The following is an 18,403-nucleotide window of genomic DNA, read 5'->3' as shown; positions in this document are numbered from 1 at the left end:
ATGATCGTCTTCCAAGCAGAACACAACATCTTAATGCACCCCTTCCACATGTTGGGTGTAGCTGGTGTATTTGGTGGTAGCTTGTTCTCTGCAATGCACGGTTCTCTTGTAACATCTTCTCTAGTACGTGAAACAACCGAAAGCGAATCACAAAACTACGGTTACAAATTCGGTCAAGAAGAAGAAACCTACAACATCGTAGCTGCTCACGGTTACTTCGGTCGTCTAATCTTCCAATACGCTTCCTTCAACAACAGCCGTTCACTGCACTTCTTCCTCGCTGCTTGGCCTGTCATCGGCATCTGGTTCACAGCCTTGGGTGTAAGCACAATGGCATTCAACCTCAACGGTTTCAACTTCAACCAGTCTGTGATTGATTCTCAAGGTCGCGTCATCGCTACCTGGGCTGATGTCATCAACCGCGCTAACCTGGGTATGGAAGTAATGCACGAGCGTAACGCTCACAACTTCCCTCTCGACTTGGCTGCTGGTGATGTTGCTCCTGTTGCTCTAACCGCACCTGCTATCAACGGTTAATCACGATTGGTTCACAATTAAGAATCGAACAAAAGGCGCTCTCCTTTTAGGAGGGCGCTTTTTTAGTACGATTTCAGCAAAAGCTAGAATTACCGAAATTAGTTGAGATTTAAGCTATATTGGCAGTCTATTTGTCTTTCAATACATAGAACTAGGTATATGAAAATCTTCTAGCTCTGATACCATTTTCTGTAATTTCCTACTTGCTAGGAAAATAATCGAATAGAAATTAAGTACTTTGATATCTAAGGAGGAGTGAAATGGGACTTAGTGACGGACTTTCGAACCCTGATAAAAAAGCAATGGTTGTCAATGATTGCTGCAACATGATAGAAGCGCAACTTGCTTCCAAGTCAGGTATCAGTGGTATCGCCCTGAAAACTGCCTTTGCGGCTCTTAAAGGAGTTAAGCCAGGATATATTACTTACGTCGTCGAGCAGATTTTGCCACAGTGTTTCGTAGCGATTGATCCTATCTGGAATGAGGGCGTGGAGAAGGGCGACCCCGTTGAATATCTTGCTACGAATCGTTCTCGCACAGCCGACGCGCTACTCAGCGTTACTGATGCAAGGGCTAAAAACGTGAAGCGCCAAATCGTGCGAGGAACGTATGAAAAACTCCGCGGCTCAGCTAAGCAACATGTAGAGGAAGCAGTTCCAGACTTAGCCAAGGTAGTTGATAAGTACACAAAAGTTTAATTAACACAGAAAAGTATTTCTAAGGCAGTAGCATTAACTGTTGACTGTTGACTGTTGACTGTTGACTGTTGACTGTTAACGGTCAGCAATCAACAAACTTAGGAATGATTGATTGTGTAATTTAAAGGCGTAATAGCTTATAAAGCACAGGGCAGCTAGCTACATAAAGCTGATAGCGCTAAATACTTGGGGGAGAATTTTTTAAAAAAGCTATAGCTGCCAAGTCAAAGAAGGTGCTACTTTATGATACTCCTTCTTTGACCAGACATAACTTTGACAAGTTGCATACGACTCGGAATATAAAGATTAGAAGCGATCGCCATAGGCTGTGACAGGACAGTTATGGCTGTAAGTTGTAAGAAACTGGGCTAGATAGAAAAGCCGAGTCAATAGCTAATAGCTGTATGTCTGCAATAGAAAGTTGTAGTTAATAAATTTGCTCGCAGATTAAACTGCTTGATTTACTGTACCAGAATTCCATATCTATCAAGCTTATATTTGCTAGCGATCGCTCTTTATTAGTGGGCAAAATAATTTATATCTCTGGCATCATAACTATTTTGAATAATCAGTGGTAACTTTGATTTCAGTTCAATTCAGAATGATAGTTAAAAATTTTAGTAATCTGAGATACTTTTTTTCAAGCAAATTTTTCACTATTAAAACAATTATTGATTGTAATTACTTATAGATATCTACTTTTTATTTTTTATTTATTAATTAAAACTAAATTAAAAATAAATGTATTCTCTTAATTTATACACAAATTTATTAACTTGATTATATCAAGCTAATATTAGGTTATAAACCAATCTTAATTTTTATATCCCCTATTTGTAAAGTACAAATTAATGGCAATAACTACTACATTATAGCTAAAAATCATTAGAATACTTCAATTTAACTACTATGCTCAGCATAAAACTTTTTAAATTTTTGAACATAGCTGAATATCATTTAAACGAGAGAACCATCTTAGCTTTAACATCAAACAACCGTAAGTATTGTTATTTTTAATACAATTTTTTCAATCAAATTTACATATATATACTGCTTTATTAGGGCGTAAAAACTCAATTAAAAAAATCATTACAACAAACAAAAAACTTATATACATCAATATTTGATTTGTTTTTATAGTCAATACCACACCTTTTTAAAACATAAATTAAATTTAGCTACATTTTCCTTGAGCTTTATGTATATAAGCTTTTGGCAACAAAAAACAGTGAGTTGAATAATATAGTCTAGATATTTTGATATGGCTTCCACTATATATTTAGTATTTTGTCAAGAGGCTGAATTGACTGTTGACATTATTTGACAATTATGCATTATAAGGCATGATAACGAATGTTACCTTTTGCTCAGTACAAACATCTTAAAAAAATGACTTAGAACAATTAAAAATTGTTCCTCAGTGCAATTTGTTCTAATTCAACTCAATCAAAAATATGAGAAGATGCACTAGTCAAAAATTTAGGAGAAGCAACTATTTTTCTGAATTTCCGTATATTCACGGTGAGATTTTCATTTGTTTCAGGTTTATAAAAAGGCAACCCTTAGTGTTCTGAATTCCATCGTCCCTAACGATGACTCGGCTATTAATAAAAATCACTAGTTTTGTGATTTTGGATAAAACGTTGAACTGAAAACCTTGATATAAAAGGGAATTCAAAGCATGGCTATCATTAGCGTTACTACTTCCGCAGACAGCGGAGCGGGTTCTTTGCGAGAGGCAATCTCTTCAGCTCAAGCAGGAGATACTATCAAGTTTGCTTCCAGTCTTGCCAACAAAACCATCAAACTCACCAGTGGGCAACTTGTTATTACGGAGGATATAAATATTGATGGTTCAGGGGCAGCAAATTTAAAAATTAGCGGCAACAATACCACAGGAGTATTTACTGTAGAGCGACAAGTTAATGTCACATTTAATAACTTGACTATTGCTGACGGTAAAACGTCTGGAAGAGGTGGTGCAATTAAAGTTTTTGACTACGGCAATATAAAAGTCACTAACTCTCAATTTACTAGCAATAGTGGTGGTCAAGGTGGAGCTATCCATCTTGGCTTTGGTGGTAGAGCAACTGTAGTTAATAGTGAATTTGATGGTAACGATGGTAGCTTAACAAACTCTGGCTTCAGTAGTGGGGCGATCGCCACCGCTGGTGCTGGTAATCTTGTTGTCAAAGACAGCAAATTTACTAACAACAAGGGAGTAAATGGCGGTGCGATTTATAGCCTACTGGGTACACTGACTGTAGAAAACTCAGTTTTTCTCAAAAATAGTTCAGAAGGTGACATGGGTGGCGGCGCTATCTTCACCGATGGAGCCAATCCTATAGGGCCTGACTCTAGAAAGATCGGTTCTGGAGGTACGATTGTCGTTCGTGGTAGTCACTTTGAAGGTAATAAGACTGAAGGAGAAGGAGGCGCACTCTTTCTTTATGGTTACGGCCCAGATAAAATCATTCTCGAAGACAGCACTGTAATTAGTAACTCGGCCGGCATTAATGCTCAAGGAATTTCCCGCGGGGGTGGATTACGAGCGAACAGTGACCTAACAATTCGCAACGTCACCTTTGCTGATAATACTGCCATCAAGCAAGGTGGGGGTATATGGCTAGATGGTAAATCACCAGTTGACATCATCAACAGCACCTTTTCTGGAAATAGTGTCAGCAAAGATGCAGGTGGAGCAATGTTTATTAACACTAGTGATACCGCCCCCGTTAACATCGTCAATTCCACTATCGTTGATAACTCAGCTGGACGAGCTGCGGGAGCAGCTTGGGTACGAAATGCAACTGTCCCTGTAACACTCACCAACTCGATTGTTGCTAACAACACCTCAGGTACTAAAGCACAAATGCAAGTTGACTTTGAACTGAGAGATGGTGGCGGCAATATTGAATATCCCGGCCCACCAGTATCGTGGGGTACGCGAGTTGTAGCAGGTAGCGAGATTGTTGACCCGATGCTTGATTCGCTAAAAAACATTGGAGGGGTTTTAGTGCATCCCCTTAAATCAGACAGTCCTGCAATCAATGCTGGCAAACGAGGTAGCATCATACCCACGGTTGACGCAGGAATGGTACAGCGAGATAGTAAACCAGATATTGGTGCCTTCGAGGCGAATGTCAGTAGATCTAATCCATTGAGTGGAGTCATCAGTCAATCCAGTAGGAGTTCTACGAACAATTTCATTTATGGCACTAAAGGCAAGGACACATTAGTTGGTAGTAATGGTAACGATATCCTGATGGGTGGCTATGGTAACGATGTCCTGATTGGTGGAGGTGGTAGCGATGTTCTAATTGGCGGAGAAGGTTATGACCGATATGTCTTCCAATATTCTTCAGAAGGAGGTGATATTATTATGGGTTTTGAGCGAACAAGAGATGTCATTGATCTCAGCCCAATTTTTAATAGGGCTAACAATACTAGCTCTAATCCTTTCAAAGATGGCATACGATTAGGGCAAGTTGGCAGTAGTACCGTTGTTAACTTTGACACGAATAATGATGGTATCTGGTCTGATGATGTAGTGACGCTAAAGGGCATCAAGGCTGGCAGTTTAACTGCTGACAATTTTCTTCTTTAAAGTCAAAATTCCCCTTGTCAAGAGAGTTAGAGGGATAAAACTTTAACCGAAAAGTATTGCAGTATATCTCCTCACGCGATCGCTTATGATGAGCGATCGCTGCTTTCTATAATTAAATGGTCAGAAAGAAAACTATCAGGACAATGCTGAGGGCAAAAGCAAACAACAGTGCATATTCAAATCGGCGACTAAAATATCCCACAGCAGCAATTAAGCTGACAGCAAGAATCGCAATGCCCAAATATTGTTCGCGTTGCAAACCTCTGGCAATGAGGGGATCTGGGGGAGTAGGACTAGGAGCCGGAATTTCTTCAATTGTGTCTGGCGATCGCTGTAACATTAAAAATTCTAAAGTTACTAAATTCATAAAATAAGTATTTATCTGTAAACATAAATGTCTTGATTCAGTACTACCCATTAAATTAGATTACTAAGTAATCAGTTCTGGGAATAATTTATGAAAATACGAACCTACAAAACAAGTGATACCGCAGCAATCATGAGGTTGTTTTATGATACTATCCATGAGGTAAATATTGCTGACTATACAAAAGAACAAGTTGATGCTTGGGCCCCAGCAAATATAGATACTGAAGCTTGGATTAGCAGCTTAAAAAATAAATTTACTTATGTAGTAGAAGAGGATGAGCATATTATTGGTTTTGGGGAACTAGAGAGCAATGGTCACATTGATCGCTTCTATTGCCATAAAAATTTCCAAAAAAAAGGTGTAGGTACAAAAATTATTGAAACTATTGAATTAAAAGCGAGATCTTTAGGAATTAAAAAACTATTCACAGAAGCAAGTATTACAGCAAAGCCATTTTTTTTGAATAAGAATTTTATTGTCATTAAGAAACAAGAAGTAGAACGTAGAGGACAAATATTTATTAACTTTGTCATGGAAAAAGCGCTTTAATTTTAAGGGAGAAAACTCAGTTAAATAATTATAATTAATGACTTGTTCATCATTAACGACCTAAAATTATCCTCCTAAAATTATCCTTTTGATTTAGGTTGTTATTTGCCTTGGAAGAGATAATCACTAATAAAACCACGTTATTAATTGTTTCAGACTAAATGCTTAATTTTTATATATGCACTATTTCCAAAGTTTTATTTAGAATACTATTAATTGCTTGGAGTTAAATCTCTCTGAAGATTGATCTTAAATAAAAGATTTTAGAAAATAATTTTTTTTATTAAAGGAGATTATGTAAGCAAGGAATCAAAAAAAATTAAGTAATGACATCAAAAAAAGACATAAAAAAAGATCCTGTTTATCGTAACCGTTGGTTTGAAAGAATAATTGCCATCTTGGCATTGCTGAACTTATGTTTGGTCGTTTTTGACATGACCTACATACATTTGCGTGATTTATATTTACAAGTATTGCCAAGTCTGACCCAGGTATATGACCCTATTGAAGACATTCAACCCCACCCAGAAACGCAAAACTACCTCAACAAGGTTACAGAATTAGAAACACAGGTTTTACAAACTGGTTTGTCCTCACCCCCAGTAGAAAGCTTGCTTGAGGAATTACGTCTTCTCAGTAGCCGCATGATTGAGGATAATCCGTTTGATGCGGTGAATAAAAGCGGTACTTTAGCCAAAATTAAACATGAAATTCGTTTGCGTACAAATGAACAATTTGCTAGAGAAGCATTTACTAAATTTTGGAGTCAAGCTTATTTATCACAACAGAATTGGCAATCAGAAATTAACTTTTTTAATTCTAAAATTAGACCTCTGATTCAAAGTAATTATTATCGTGATATTGGCAGATTCGGCAACTTTGTCAATCATTTTTGGTTGATTGATTTACCATTTGTAATCATTTTTGCTTTGGACTTTTTGGCACGAACTTTTTACATCAGTCGTCGTAATCCTAATTTAAACTGGTTGGAAGCGATGCTACGACGCTGGTACGATATATTTTTATTACTTCCCTTCTGGCGTTGGTTACGGATTATTCCGGTAACTATTCGTCTCTACCAAGCTGATTTGTTAAATCTTGAGCCTTTGCGATCGCAACTTAACCATGACTTTGCAGTGAGTTTTGCTGAAGAAATCACTGAAATGGTAGGCATTCAGTTGATTGATCAGATGCAAGATACTATTCGTCAGGGTGAGTTGGCACGCTGGTTATTTCATCCTGAAACCCGCAAACCTTACGTTCAAGTCAATGAAAGGAACGAAGTAAAATTTATAGCTACTCGTTTAGTCAACATCGGTATCTATGATGTTTTACCTCAAGTCCAGCCTAACTTAGAAGCCTTGATACATCATACTATTGCAAGCACCTTCAAAGATTCTCCAGCTTACCAACAAATACAAAATATACCTGGTCTTAATCATTTACCGAATCAACTAACAGAAAAGCTAGCTCGCAATTTATCTCAATCAGCTTATAAAAATTTAACTAAAGCGTTGTCAGATCCAGTCGCAGCAGAACTTACCTCTCGTCTCATGACAAATTTTCGTGATGTATTAGAAATGGAATTACAGAAAAAGCATAACACTCAAGAATTTCAATCTTTACTAATCGATATGTTAGAAGAAATCAAAATTAACTATGTTAAAGGTATTGCTGATTCTGGAGTTGAAAAAATATTAGATGAAGCAAACCAGATTCATAAAATCCTTTACAAATAATACAATGAAAAAGATATTTTAGCTTAAGAAGACACAGCTTGCAGATGTGAAAAACGAGATAAATATTCCCAACTAATAGCTTGGTTACGCCCAGTAGCTTTAGCATGAAACAAGCATTGATCAGCGCGATGCAGTAGGCTAAGTCCTTTATCATCGTCACCGACTTCTAGGCTAGCAGTGCCCAAGCTAATAGTAATATCAATAGTTAGTTGACTGTTAATGACGAATGGTTGCTCGCTAACTACACGATTGAGGCGATCCGCTACTAATAGTGCTTCGTTACCTGTGGTATGAGCAAGAACTACTACAAATTCTTCGCCACCATAACGAAATGCGGTATCTTGTGACCGTAGATTATGCCGCAGTCGGCTACATAGTAACTGCAAGAGGCGATCGCCAACTAAGTGACCATAGGTATCGTTAACTTTCTTAAAATAGTCGACATCTAAAATAATCAAACTCAAAGGTATACCGTGATTTTGAGCTTTTTGAATTTGTCTGGGTAAATCCCATTCCAACGCTCGACGATTATTAAGTTCTGTTAACGAATCAGCTAAAGCGATCGCTGACAACAAATCATTTTTCTGAATTAGATCACGATACTTTTGCGCTTTACGCAAACCAACTGTCAAATGAGCAAGTATTAGGTACTCAGTTGCTGTTGAGCCTGTCCAAGAATGGCCTATCTTGTCTTCAGGAAGCTGCCAAATATAAGCATCAGCTCCTTGATTCAGGATGATAGCTGTCATCTGCAATTCCCACTCCCAGCCATATTTACTTCTATTAGCCAGTTCTTCAGGACGATCCTCTAGGAAAATAGAGTATATCCAAGATAGCTGGGTCTGTTCTTTTAACCAGCCACACAGTTGTATGCTGCCATCCAGACTAGCCTGCACAAGTATGATATCGGGCGGCGTAATTTGAATGTGCGCTACTGCCTGATGGGCATCAGTAATAACTTCTAAAATATAAGCGGTTGTATTACGGATATGATCGGGAAGTGTGGCAAGAAAGTTATTACTTCCAAAGACCAGAATGGAAATCTTCATTGCTGTGCTTTGCGCCCTATTTCAAGCTAAAACTTACTAGTATTTATTCCGAATAATAGAATATATTCGGTATTTTTTTCACAGAGCTATTACCCTATATTTGATAGTCTTAGCGCTAAATTCATAATCACCTAATAATTTTAATCTCCTCTTAATGTGTTGCGTTTATGACAATTTTTAACACCTTATTCTCTGATAATTAATTTCTGCTGTTCTATATTTCTTTTAAAACAGTATAAATACTGAATCTCATCTTCCAGGAACAAATGAATACTGTAATTACCAGGTGTTAGTTATCTAAAAGCATTGCCAAAATCAGCAATTTATATTCCACTAAATATATAAAGACAGAATATTGAGTTAACGATAAATCTTAAAATAAAATAAAAAATTTATTTTATCCGTAAAAACCGAGATGTGTCCTAAATACAACAAGTGTTATATACCATAAAGTGATAAAGCAGCTTCCCTTAAAGGAAGCTGCTTTTGAATAATATATTAGTATATACACTTATTTAAGTTATGTGCTTAATTATATTTTTAAATTTGATTACTATATTTGTGCATAATCATAAAATAATTTGTATTTTTGTTCTAGATTATCCAAATATCAAGTAAATATACATAAAAAATTACTTAACAACATCCTCGATAAAACCTGTTTATTGCTTACTATTTCGTCTAGTTAATAGATGGAGTTATCGAGGATAAATTGTCTGATATTAGCTAGGTTATCTAAACTTTATACAAAATTTAGAAAGTATGATTAATAGCCTTCTATCTTGTAACCAGCAGCAACAATTACCTGTTTGATAGACTCTTCCGAAGCCGCAGAATCCACAGTAACAGTTTTGGAGTTCACATCTACATTTACCTGAGCATCAGGTTCCATTGTGTGAATAGACTCGGTAATTTTCGTTGCACAGGCATCACAGGCAATATCTGGAACTTGCAGTTTGAGTGACATTACTTACCTCATAAATAAAATCTTAATTTCTATTGAAGATATTAATAGTATTAGTACGAGTAGCGATCGCACATCTTACTGAAGTTAGAACAGTACGTACCAGTAGGACATAACTACCCACCAGCAAAATTTACTGGCAGCAAAACGAAACAAAATGCAAAAATATATAAAGCTAGCCAAAAAGTGAGAGATGAAGTACGAAAAAATAACTAGCTGCTTCATGCTTCACACTTCATACTTAAATACTTAATACTTCAGTCCACCCATGTCTTCTAATCCCCAGAAACTCAGCGGTAACGAAATTCGCAACTTATTCCTTGATTTCTTTGCTGGGCGAGGACACCAGATTCTCCCAAGTGCCTCCCTTGTGCCAGAAGACCCAACCGTGCTGCTGACGATCGCGGGGATGGTACCATTTAAACCTATATTCTTAGGACAGCGCACGCCAGAATTTAAGCGGGCTACTACTTCCCAAAAATGCATCCGCACCAACGATATTGAAAATGTCGGACGCACCAAACGGCATCACACATTTTTTGAGATGCTGGGTAACTTTAGCTTTGGTGATTATTTTAAAGAACAAGCGATCGCCTGGGGTTGGGAAATCTCCACACAAATTTTTGGATTTTCTCCCAACAACCTAGTTGTCAGCGTCTTTGAAGAAGATGATGAAGCCTTTAATATTTGGCGTGATCAAATTGGTGTCCCAGCAGCCAGAATTAAACGCATGGGTGCAGATGATAACTTTTGGGCTATGGGTGCTACAGGCCCTTGTGGCCCTTGTTCGGAGATATATTACGACTTCCACCCCGAACGCGGCGACGACAACATTGATTTAGAAGACGATTCCCGATTTATCGAGTTTTATAACCTCGTCTTCATGCAATATAACCGTGACGCGTCCGGTAACTTAACACCACTGCAAAATAAAAACATCGATACTGGGATGGGTTTGGAGAGAATGGCGCAAATTCTCCAACAAGTTCCAAATAACTACGAAACTGACTTAATTTTTCCTATCATTCAAACAGCAGCGCAAATTGCTGGTATTGACTACCACAGCAGCGACGAGACAACCAAAGTCTCCTTAAAAGTGATTGGAGATCATGTTCGCGCTGTTGTTCACATGATTGCTGATGAAATCCGCGCCTCTAATGTGGGACGGGGTTATGTGTTGCGGCGATTAATTCGGCGGGTAGTGCGTCATGGGCGATTAATTGGGATTAGTGGGGAATTTATCACCCAAGTTGCCGAAACTGCGATCGCTCTTTCAGAATCAGCTTACCCCAATGTGCGTCAACGAGAAGCCGCAATTAAAGCCGAATTGCAACGGGAAGAATCAAATTTTCTTAAAACTTTAGATAGAGGCGAAAAACTCCTAGAAGAAATCATTCAAGAGGTAAAACAGCAAGGAAAAACCTTCATTAGCGGTGAAAGCGCCTTTACCCTGTATGACACCTACGGTTTCCCCCTAGAACTGACTCAAGAAATTGCCGAGGAAAACAATCTCACCGTTGATGAGGCAGGCTTTAATGTAGAAATGCAAAAGCAGGTGGAACGTGCCAAAGCAGCCCACGAAACCATCGATTTAACTGTGCAAAGTTCCCTCGATAAGCTAGCAGAACACATCCACGCCACCGAGTTTTTAGGATATACCCAACCTGCGGCGACAGCGAAAGTTGAAGCAATATTAGTAGATGGAGTTTCTCAAGAAGCAGCAGAAGCGGGGACTCAAGTGCAAATTGTCCTTGATCAAACACCATTTTATGCTGAATCTGGGGGACAAATCGGCGATCGCGGTTATATTTCTGGTGATGGTATTGTAATTCGTGTTGAAGACATGAAGAAAGAATCTGATTTCTTCATCCACTTGGGACACATCGAACGCGGTACACTGCGCGTAGGTGATACCGTCACCGCCCAAATTGATCGTGCTTGTCGTCGTCGCGCCCAAGCTAACCATACCGCAACGCATTTACTGCAAGCAGCGTTGAAAAAAATAGTTGATGAAGGGATATCACAAGCTGGTTCTTTGGTTTCCTTTGACAGGTTGCGCTTTGACTTCAACTGTCCTCGCGCTTTGACAGCTGAAGAAGTCCAACAAATTGAGGAACAAGTAAACACTTGGATTGCTGAAGCACATGCTGCGAATGTGGAAGTCTTACCTTTAGCAGAGGCCAAAGCTAAAGGCGCTGTAGCCATGTTTGGAGAAAAATACGGTGATGAAGTCCGCGTCATCGATTTCCCTGGCGTGTCAATGGAACTCTGCGGTGGAACCCATGTCAGCAACACTGCGGAAATTGGCGTTTTCAAGATTATTTCCGAGGCTGGTGTTGCTTCCGGGGTGCGGCGGATAGAAGCTGTTTCGGGGCCAGCGATATTAGATTATCTCAATGTACGAGATAAAGTAGTTAAAGATTTAAGCGATCGCTTTAAAGTTAAACCCGAAGAACTACCAGATAGAATCACAAGTCTGCAAACCGAACTGAGAACCGCAGAGAAACAACTAGAAACTCTAAAATCGCAACTAGCGATCGCAAAATCTGATAGCTTGCTGGACACTTTAGAAACAGTGGGCGATCATAAACTTATTGTTGCCCAACTCGAAGACGTTGACCCCGAATCTTTGAAAACTGCAGCAGAACGCTTACTGCAAAAAATCGGTAACGGTGCAGTAGTACTAGGTTCTGTTCCGGAAGCCGGGAAGGTAAGTATAGTTGCAGCCTTTAGTGCAGAGGTGAATAAAAAAGGACTGCAAGCTGGTAAATTTGTCGGTGCTATTGCGAAGATTTGCGGCGGTGGCGGCGGCGGTAGACCGAACTTAGCCCAAGCCGGCGGACGCGATGCGAGTAAGTTACCAGAAGCTTTGGCAAAAGCGCAGAGTGATTTGCGATCGGCGTTGAGTTAATCGTATTCTCTTGTGGGGCAGGCAGCATTCGATTAAGCTCACGCCAAGTCTTGCCTGCCTGGATAATAAATTCATCATTCAATACTTCTATTTTGATGAGATGGCTTAGTTTCATCATTTCATTTTTGCATGCCATCAATGGATAAATTTGAGATCTTATTAGGGTGCATTTACTAATATATATAGGACTTACGCAACAACTCTCTGAAACTCCTATTTCTCGGTGTCCTCTGCGTCCTCTGCGGTTTAATTTTCCGTTACTGGTGCGTAAGTCCTGATATAAATTATATGAACATCAGTAATTAAAAAACTATAATTGTGTTTACTTTGGCTAAATCAATATATTTTTGCAAAAATACCCATTCCATGAGACAAGTAAGCTAAAAGTAAAACATCTATGACCACAGATAAAATTTATGGGGCATAACTTTAAAGCACTGGCAGAACTTTACAAAACTGCTCTTTTAAACGATGTACTACCATTTTGGGAAAAACACTCCCTTGACTGGCAACAAGGTGGTTATTTTACCTGTTTAGATCGCCAGGGTAAAGTTTATGACACAGATAAATTTATCTGGTTACAAAATCGCCAAGTGTGGACTTTTTCCATGTTGTACAACCAACTAGAAAAAAATGAAAATTGGCTCTCTATTGCTAGCAACGGTGCTAATTTTCTTGCCCAACATGGTCGAGATGGTGATGGTAACTGGTACTTTGCTCTAACCCGTGAAGGGAAACCGTTGGTTGAGCCTTATAATATCTTTTCGGATTGCTTTGCAGCGATGGCATTTAGCCAATACGCCCTAGCCTCTGGCGAAGATTGGGCTAAGGATGTGGCTATGCAAGCTTACAATAATGTTTTGCGCCGCCAGAACAATCCAAAAGGCAAATATAACAAGACTTATCCTGGCACGCGTCCAATGAAATCGTTAGCTGTACCGATGATTTTAGCTAACTTAACTTTGGAAATGGAATGGTTGCTGGCGACTGAAACTCTAGAGAATGTCTTGGCTGCGACTGTTCAAGAAGTGATGAGTGATTTTTTTGACCCAGAACGGGGACTGATGTACGAAAACGTTGCTCCTAATGGTTCCCACATTGACTGTTTTGAAGGAAGGTTAATTAACCCTGGTCATGGCATCGAAGCTATGTGGTTTATCATGGACATTGCCCGCCGTAAAAACGACACCAAAACCATTAACCAAGCCGTTGATGTGGTGCTAAACATCCTCAACTTTGCTTGGGATAGTGAATACAGCGGACTATACTACTTTATGGATGCAGATGGTCATCCCCCACAACAACTGGAATGGGATCAAAAGTTGTGGTGGGTTCACCTAGAGTCTTTGGTAGCATTGGCAATGGGCTATCATTTGACCGGACGTGAAGAGTGTTGGGAATGGTATCAAAAGATGCATGATTACGCTTGGTCACACTTTGCCGATCGCGAATTTGGTGAGTGGTTTGGCTACCTTAATCGCCGTGGAGAAGTGCTATTAAATCTCAAAGGTGGCAAATGGAAGGGCTGTTTCCACGTACCCCGTGCGCTGTATCTTTGTTGGCAGCAGTTTGAAATGTTGAGTGCAAAGACAGTTTAATTTTTGTTAAAAAACTCAGGTGGGGTATTTTATCCGAACCGTATTGATATAGCGTTTCTTTGCTGGGTGTAGTACACCTTTTAAGAAGAAAGGGGCTAAAGACTAGGGGCTAGGGGCGAGCGTAATGTACTTTCTTCATAAGAAATATGCTGTATAGCTCTTGACTCTTGGCTCAGGAAAGGGGGTAAGATACTTCCTTACAATTAGCCTTTTATAAGTTAATCTTCTGAGATGTTTCATAAGGTATTTGCTGATTTCTTCAGCGTTGATAACCTTATGTTTATAATCGGCTTTATCAAAAAACTGTTAAAAAATCTAAAAGTTTTAGTAAATATACTCACGGCAATTACCACTCTTGTATTTTTAGATAAACGTAGTTTTTTAGATACTTTATAAAGTATGGGGAGTCTAGTATATGAAAGTACTGGTACTGAGTTGGGAATTTCCGCCGAGGATAGTTGGAGGGATTGCGCGTCACGTTGCGGAATTGTACCCAGAACTAGTAAAACTAGGACATGAAATTCACCTGATTACAGCGGAGTTTGGTCAGGCATCGATGTATGAAGTAGTCGAAGGAATACATGTACATCGAGTCCCAGTGGGAATTAGTAATGACTTTTTTCACTGGGTGGTTAATCTTAACCAGAGTATGGGACATCATGGCGGTAAATTAATTTTGGAAGAAGGGCCGTTTGATTTAATCCATGCTCATGATTGGTTAGTAGGGGATGCTGCGATCGCTCTCAAGCATAATTTTAAAATACCTTTAATTGCCACAATTCATGCTACCGAATATGGGCGTTATAACGGTATTCATACTGACATTCAAGGATATATTAGTGGCAAAGAAAACTTACTTGCCTACAATGCTTGGCGGATTATTGTTTGCAGCGATTATATGCGGCAAGAAGTAGAACGAGCGTTACACAGTCCTTGGAACAAAATCGATGTGATTTATAACGGTATCCGAGCCGAAAAAAAACAACACCACGAAGATTTTCATGCTCAAGCTTTTCGCCAGCAATTTGCTGAAGAACATGAAAAAATTGTTTACTATGTCGGTCGTATGACTTATGAAAAAGGTGTACCTGTGTTGCTTAATGCTGCTCCCACAGTACTTTGGGAAATGGGGGGTAACGTTAAATTTGTCATCGTTGGTGGTGGCAATACTGACCATCTCAAGCGTCAAGCCTGGGATTTAGGAATTTGGCATAAGTGCTATTTTACCGGCTTTCTTTCAGATGAATATTTAGATAAATTCCAAACCGTAGCTGACTGTGCTGTTTTTCCCAGTCTTTATGAACCCTTTGGTATTGTTGCTTTAGAAAGCTTTGCTTCTCGTGTTCCCGTGGTGGTTTCCAATACAGGGGGTTTTCCAGAAGTAGTAAAACACGCTAGAACAGGTGTTGTTACCTGGGTCAATAATCCTGAGTCTTTAGCTTGGGGAATTTTAGAAGTTTTGAAAAATCCCGGTTATCGACAATGGTTGATTGATAATGCTTACAAGGATTTAGAGAAACGCTTTAGCTGGCCAAAACTAGCCAAACAAACAGAAGATGTTTATCAGCGAGTTGTACGAGAGCGATCGCAGATTGTATGGTAGTAAAACGCCGAGTAATACCAAGGTTTACGCAGATTAGCGCAGAAAATTAATAGTGACTCTGCGTTAATTGGCGTAAAAAAACAGTACAAACCCTGTACGCTGGAAATTTTGCCCTGTCTGGTGCGAAAGTTAGCAATAATTGCAGTTTGCACCAAAAGCTGACTATGACAAAGGCATTTTCAAATATAGCAAGATGGTTGAAGACTGTAGGAACTAAGCTGATGAAGATGGGAGCTTCAATCATAACCCGTCTTACAGCATACCTGAAACCCGACTTCCAAGGCAACACTCTTGATACTTTTGATGTTCATCCCACGTTAGCTGGCCCCGTCCTGAATATGGGTGGAGGTGGCATTGATGTAGAGGAGGCTATCCAGTGGATGATCAACCAAGTGAGAGGATCTACTAACTACGCCACCAAAGTTAACGTTGTTGTGCTTCGCACTTATGGTGATGACGATTACAATCGGCTCATTTATGCCATGAAAGGTGTGAACTATGTAGAGACTCTGGTTATTAGCAATAAAAACGATGCTAATAAAGCTGAGATTGTACAAAAAGTTAGAAATGCTGATGTCATCTTCTTTGCTGGTGGCGACCAATGCCAATACATCCGTAACTGGAAAAACACCAAGCTAGAAACTGCTATTGAATCAGTTTATGCCAAAGGCGGTGCTATTGGTGGTACTAGCGCGGGAGCAATGATCCAAAGTCAATATATCTACGATGCTTGTGCTTCTTCTGAAGAAGGCATTGAAACCAGAGATGCACTTGCAGATCCCTACAAGGATATTACCTTCACTTACAACTTTTTCCCTTGGCAGTATCTCAAAGGAACCATTATAGATACCCACTTTGACAGGCGTAAAAGAATGGGTCGAATTATGGCTTTTATTGCCCGTCAAATTCAAGATGGTGTCTCACAAAGTGCTTTAGGAATAGCCATTAGTGAGGAGACATCGGTTGTTGTAGATAAATACGGTTTGGCAAAAGTTATAGGTAGGGGTGCAGCATATTTTGTACTGGGAGATCATCCGCCAGAGGTATGCAAACCCCGAACTCCTTTAACATTCTCCAACTACAAAATTTGGAGAGTTCCTCGTGGTGATACTTTCGACCTGAGCAACAAACCAACCAGAGGTTATTATCTCAGAAGTGTTAAGCAGGGAAGGTTTAGTTCAGATCCTTATTGAAAGTTTGGAGTTATTTACGCTACACGGGTCAGTGGTCAGTGGTCAGTGGTCAGTGGTCAGTGGTCAGTGGTCAGTGGTTAGTGGTCAGTGGTTAGTGGTTAGTGGTCAGTGGTCAGTGGTCAGTTGTTAGTGGTCAGTGGTTAGTGGTTAGTGGTCAGTGGTCAGTAGCAAATCCGAGAAACCGCAGGGTAACAAGTGTCGTGCGACTGTCGTCGGCTAGTCCAACTTGCAGCAACTGTTGTCAAGTGGGGTTGGGGTATTAAACCAGATCAAAAACAACTAACAACTGACAACACTTCAACAAGCTACTTCGGCTGCGCTCAGTACAAGTCAGTGCATCGCTGACAACTGACAACTAACAACTAACAACTAACAACTGACAAAACTCTATCCCCTTGTGGGTAAAGTTCTTGCTCTACACCAATGTTGCCTGCTTGCGTAAACTTTGAATAGTAGCGATCGCATGTTTGGCTACAACATCAATCTCTACTTCAGTATTAAAACGTCCAATGCCAAATCGCACTGAAGCATAAGCTAGCTGTTGGGAGTTTCCTAAAGCGGTGAGAACATGGGAGGGTGCTGTGGTTGCTGACGAACAAGCAGAACCAGAAGACACCGCCATCACTGGCTGCAATCCTAGCAACAGTGCAGCTCCATCCACTCCCTCAACGCTAATATTTAGGTTTCCTGGTAATCGCTGAGTAGGATGTCCATTTAGGTGAATTTTTTCTAATTGGGAAAGTGCTTCCCACAATCTTTGTCTTAAGTGGGTGAGACGTTGGGTTTCTGTATTTTGTTCTTTTAAAGCTATTTCTACAGCTTGGCCAAAGCCGACAATTTGGGGTGTATACAAAGTACCTGAACGCATCCCTCGTTCATGTCCCCCGCCATGCTGTTGAGGAGCGATTTGGACTCTGGGATTGCGTCTACGGACATATAGCGCCCCAATGCCTTTGGGCCCATAAGCTTTATGTGCAGTTAGCGACATTAAGTCAATTTTCATCGCTTGCACATCCAGAGGAATTTTACCAATAGCTTGGGCTGCATCTGTGTGAAATAAGACCTGGCGATCGCGGCAGATTGCGCCAATTTCAGCTAAAGGCTGTAACACTCCTATTTCATTATTTGCAGCCATCACTGATACCAAAATCGTTTCGGGACGAAAAGCTCTTTCTAATTGACTTAAATCAATCAGCCCATCTTTTTTAACTGGTAGAATAGTAATATCAAAACCGAGGGTCTTCAAATATTGGCAAGGGTCAATAACTGCATTATGTTCAGTCGCAATAGTTATAATATGTTGACCTTTCTGAAAATAAGCTTCTGCAACACCTTTAATAGCTAAATTATTCGCTTCTGTCGCACCGCTCGTAAAAACAATTTCTTCTGGTGTGGCGTTAATTGCTGCTGCTAAGGTTTCCCGTGTTTGTTTGACAGCTGCTTCTGCTTCCCAACCGTAAACATGACTAATACTGGATGGGTTGCCAAATTTTTCTGTGAAGTAGGGCAGCATTGCTGCTAACACCCGTTCATCTACAGGTGTAGTAGCATGGCAATCGAGATATATAGGGTGATTAGACATAAA

Annotated in this window: 12 protein-coding genes and 1 pseudogene; 9 read left to right on the top strand and 4 right to left on the bottom strand. The window is 39.7% G+C overall.

Going from position 1 to position 18,403, the window contains the following annotated elements; genetic code table 11:
- From I8751_RS13495 to I8751_RS13485, 3 genes and pseudogenes are all read left to right on the top strand, one after another.
- Window positions 1-537 (top strand): annotated as a pseudogene (locus I8751_RS13495) (photosystem II q(b) protein); the annotation flags it as partial.
- Between the two features lie 260 nt (window positions 538-797).
- Window positions 798-1,235: a DUF6918 family protein gene (locus I8751_RS13490; RefSeq protein ID WP_214439674.1), complete on the top strand. Its 438-nt coding sequence runs from the start codon at window positions 798-800 to the stop codon at window positions 1,233-1,235.
- Window positions 1,236-2,916: 1,681 nt separating this feature from the next.
- Window positions 2,917-4,842: a choice-of-anchor Q domain-containing protein gene (locus I8751_RS13485; protein ID WP_214439673.1), complete on the top strand. Its 1,926-nt coding sequence runs from the start codon at window positions 2,917-2,919 to the stop codon at window positions 4,840-4,842.
- 112 nt (window positions 4,843-4,954) lie between these two features.
- Here the strand turns inward: I8751_RS13485 and I8751_RS13480 are convergent, their stop codons facing one another.
- A complete protein-coding gene (locus I8751_RS13480; RefSeq protein ID WP_214439672.1) occupies window positions 4,955-5,209 on the bottom strand; it encodes a hypothetical protein in 255 nt (84 codons plus the stop codon).
- A 90-nt stretch (window positions 5,210-5,299) separates the two neighbouring features.
- Between I8751_RS13480 and I8751_RS13475 the strand changes: the two genes are divergently transcribed.
- Together I8751_RS13475 and I8751_RS13470 are read left to right on the top strand one after the other, a co-directional pair.
- On the top strand, window positions 5,300-5,761 hold the full coding sequence (locus I8751_RS13475) for a GNAT family N-acetyltransferase (protein ID WP_214439671.1): 462 nt from the start codon (window positions 5,300-5,302) through the stop codon (window positions 5,759-5,761).
- Between the two features lie 326 nt (window positions 5,762-6,087).
- Window positions 6,088-7,500 (top strand): hypothetical protein, encoded by a 1,413-nt coding sequence (locus I8751_RS13470; RefSeq protein ID WP_214439670.1) that lies wholly within the window; start codon window positions 6,088-6,090, stop codon window positions 7,498-7,500.
- 23 nt (window positions 7,501-7,523) lie between these two features.
- On the opposite strand, the gene I8751_RS13465 is transcribed toward I8751_RS13470, so the two are convergent.
- The gene (locus tag I8751_RS13465) at window positions 7,524-8,549 is read right to left on the bottom strand and encodes a GGDEF domain-containing protein (RefSeq protein WP_214439669.1); all 1,026 of its coding nucleotides are present in this window, start codon (window positions 8,547-8,549) and stop codon (window positions 7,524-7,526) included.
- 766 nt (window positions 8,550-9,315) lie between these two features.
- Window positions 9,316-9,516 carry a heavy-metal-associated domain-containing protein gene (locus I8751_RS13460; RefSeq protein WP_214439668.1) on the bottom strand — a complete coding sequence of 67 codons (201 nt, stop codon included), beginning with the start codon at window positions 9,514-9,516 and terminating at the stop codon, window positions 9,316-9,318.
- Window positions 9,517-9,781: 265 nt separating this feature from the next.
- Here I8751_RS13460 and alaS point away from each other — a divergent pair, with 265 nt between their 5' ends.
- The 4 genes from alaS (at window position 9,782) to I8751_RS13440 (ending at window position 16,818) form a co-directional block, all read left to right on the top strand.
- Window positions 9,782-12,424, top strand: a complete 2,643-nt coding sequence (alaS, locus tag I8751_RS13455; RefSeq protein ID WP_214439667.1) for an alanine--tRNA ligase — start codon at window positions 9,782-9,784, stop codon at window positions 12,422-12,424.
- A 416-nt stretch (window positions 12,425-12,840) separates the two neighbouring features.
- Window positions 12,841-14,022, top strand: coding sequence for an AGE family epimerase/isomerase (locus I8751_RS13450; RefSeq protein WP_214439666.1), 1,182 nt, complete (start codon window positions 12,841-12,843; stop codon window positions 14,020-14,022).
- 415 nt (window positions 14,023-14,437) lie between these two features.
- A complete protein-coding gene (locus I8751_RS13445; protein ID WP_214439665.1) occupies window positions 14,438-15,625 on the top strand; it encodes a glycosyltransferase family 4 protein in 1,188 nt (395 codons plus the stop codon).
- Window positions 15,626-15,789: 164 nt separating this feature from the next.
- Window positions 15,790-16,818, top strand: a complete 1,029-nt coding sequence (locus I8751_RS13440; protein ID WP_214439664.1) for a cyanophycinase — start codon at window positions 15,790-15,792, stop codon at window positions 16,816-16,818.
- Between the two features lie 415 nt (window positions 16,819-17,233).
- Here I8751_RS13440 and I8751_RS13435 read toward each other — a convergent pair whose 3' ends face one another.
- Window positions 17,234-18,400: an IscS subfamily cysteine desulfurase gene (locus tag I8751_RS13435; protein ID WP_214439663.1), complete on the bottom strand. Its 1,167-nt coding sequence runs from the start codon at window positions 18,398-18,400 to the stop codon at window positions 17,234-17,236.
- Window positions 18,401-18,403 lie beyond the last annotated feature (3 nt).

This window comes from Atlanticothrix silvestris CENA357 (assembly GCF_016056295.1).
GTDB classification, from domain to species: Bacteria; Cyanobacteriota; Cyanobacteriia; order Cyanobacteriales; family Nostocaceae; genus Atlanticothrix; species Atlanticothrix silvestris.
The sequence above is the reverse complement of the archived record's forward strand: the minus strand, read 5'-3'. Positions and strand labels throughout refer to the sequence as shown.

What these genes read in the sequence shown, in the direction of transcription:
- I8751_RS13470 (WP_214439670.1), top strand. Translation starts at nt 6,088, where the DNA reads ATGACATCAAAAAAAGACATAAAAAAAGATCCTGTTTATCGTAACCGT.
- I8751_RS13485 (WP_214439673.1), top strand. Translation starts at nt 2,917, where the DNA reads ATGGCTATCATTAGCGTTACTACTTCCGCAGACAGCGGAGCGGGTTCT.
- I8751_RS13475 (WP_214439671.1), top strand. Translation starts at nt 5,300, where the DNA reads ATGAAAATACGAACCTACAAAACAAGTGATACCGCAGCAATCATGAGG.
- I8751_RS13465 (WP_214439669.1), bottom strand. Translation starts at nt 8,549, where the DNA reads ATGAAGATTTCCATTCTGGTCTTTGGAAGTAATAACTTTCTTGCCACA.
- I8751_RS13445 (WP_214439665.1), top strand. Translation starts at nt 14,438, where the DNA reads ATGAAAGTACTGGTACTGAGTTGGGAATTTCCGCCGAGGATAGTTGGA.
- I8751_RS13435 (WP_214439663.1), bottom strand. Translation starts at nt 18,400, where the DNA reads ATGTCTAATCACCCTATATATCTCGATTGCCATGCTACTACACCTGTA.
- I8751_RS13440 (WP_214439664.1), top strand. Translation starts at nt 15,790, where the DNA reads ATGACAAAGGCATTTTCAAATATAGCAAGATGGTTGAAGACTGTAGGA.
- I8751_RS13460 (WP_214439668.1), bottom strand. Translation starts at nt 9,516, where the DNA reads ATGTCACTCAAACTGCAAGTTCCAGATATTGCCTGTGATGCCTGTGCA.
- I8751_RS13490 (WP_214439674.1), top strand. Translation starts at nt 798, where the DNA reads ATGGGACTTAGTGACGGACTTTCGAACCCTGATAAAAAAGCAATGGTT.
- alaS (WP_214439667.1), top strand. Translation starts at nt 9,782, where the DNA reads ATGTCTTCTAATCCCCAGAAACTCAGCGGTAACGAAATTCGCAACTTA.
- I8751_RS13480 (WP_214439672.1), bottom strand. Translation starts at nt 5,209, where the DNA reads ATGAATTTAGTAACTTTAGAATTTTTAATGTTACAGCGATCGCCAGAC.
- I8751_RS13450 (WP_214439666.1), top strand. Translation starts at nt 12,841, where the DNA reads ATGGGGCATAACTTTAAAGCACTGGCAGAACTTTACAAAACTGCTCTT.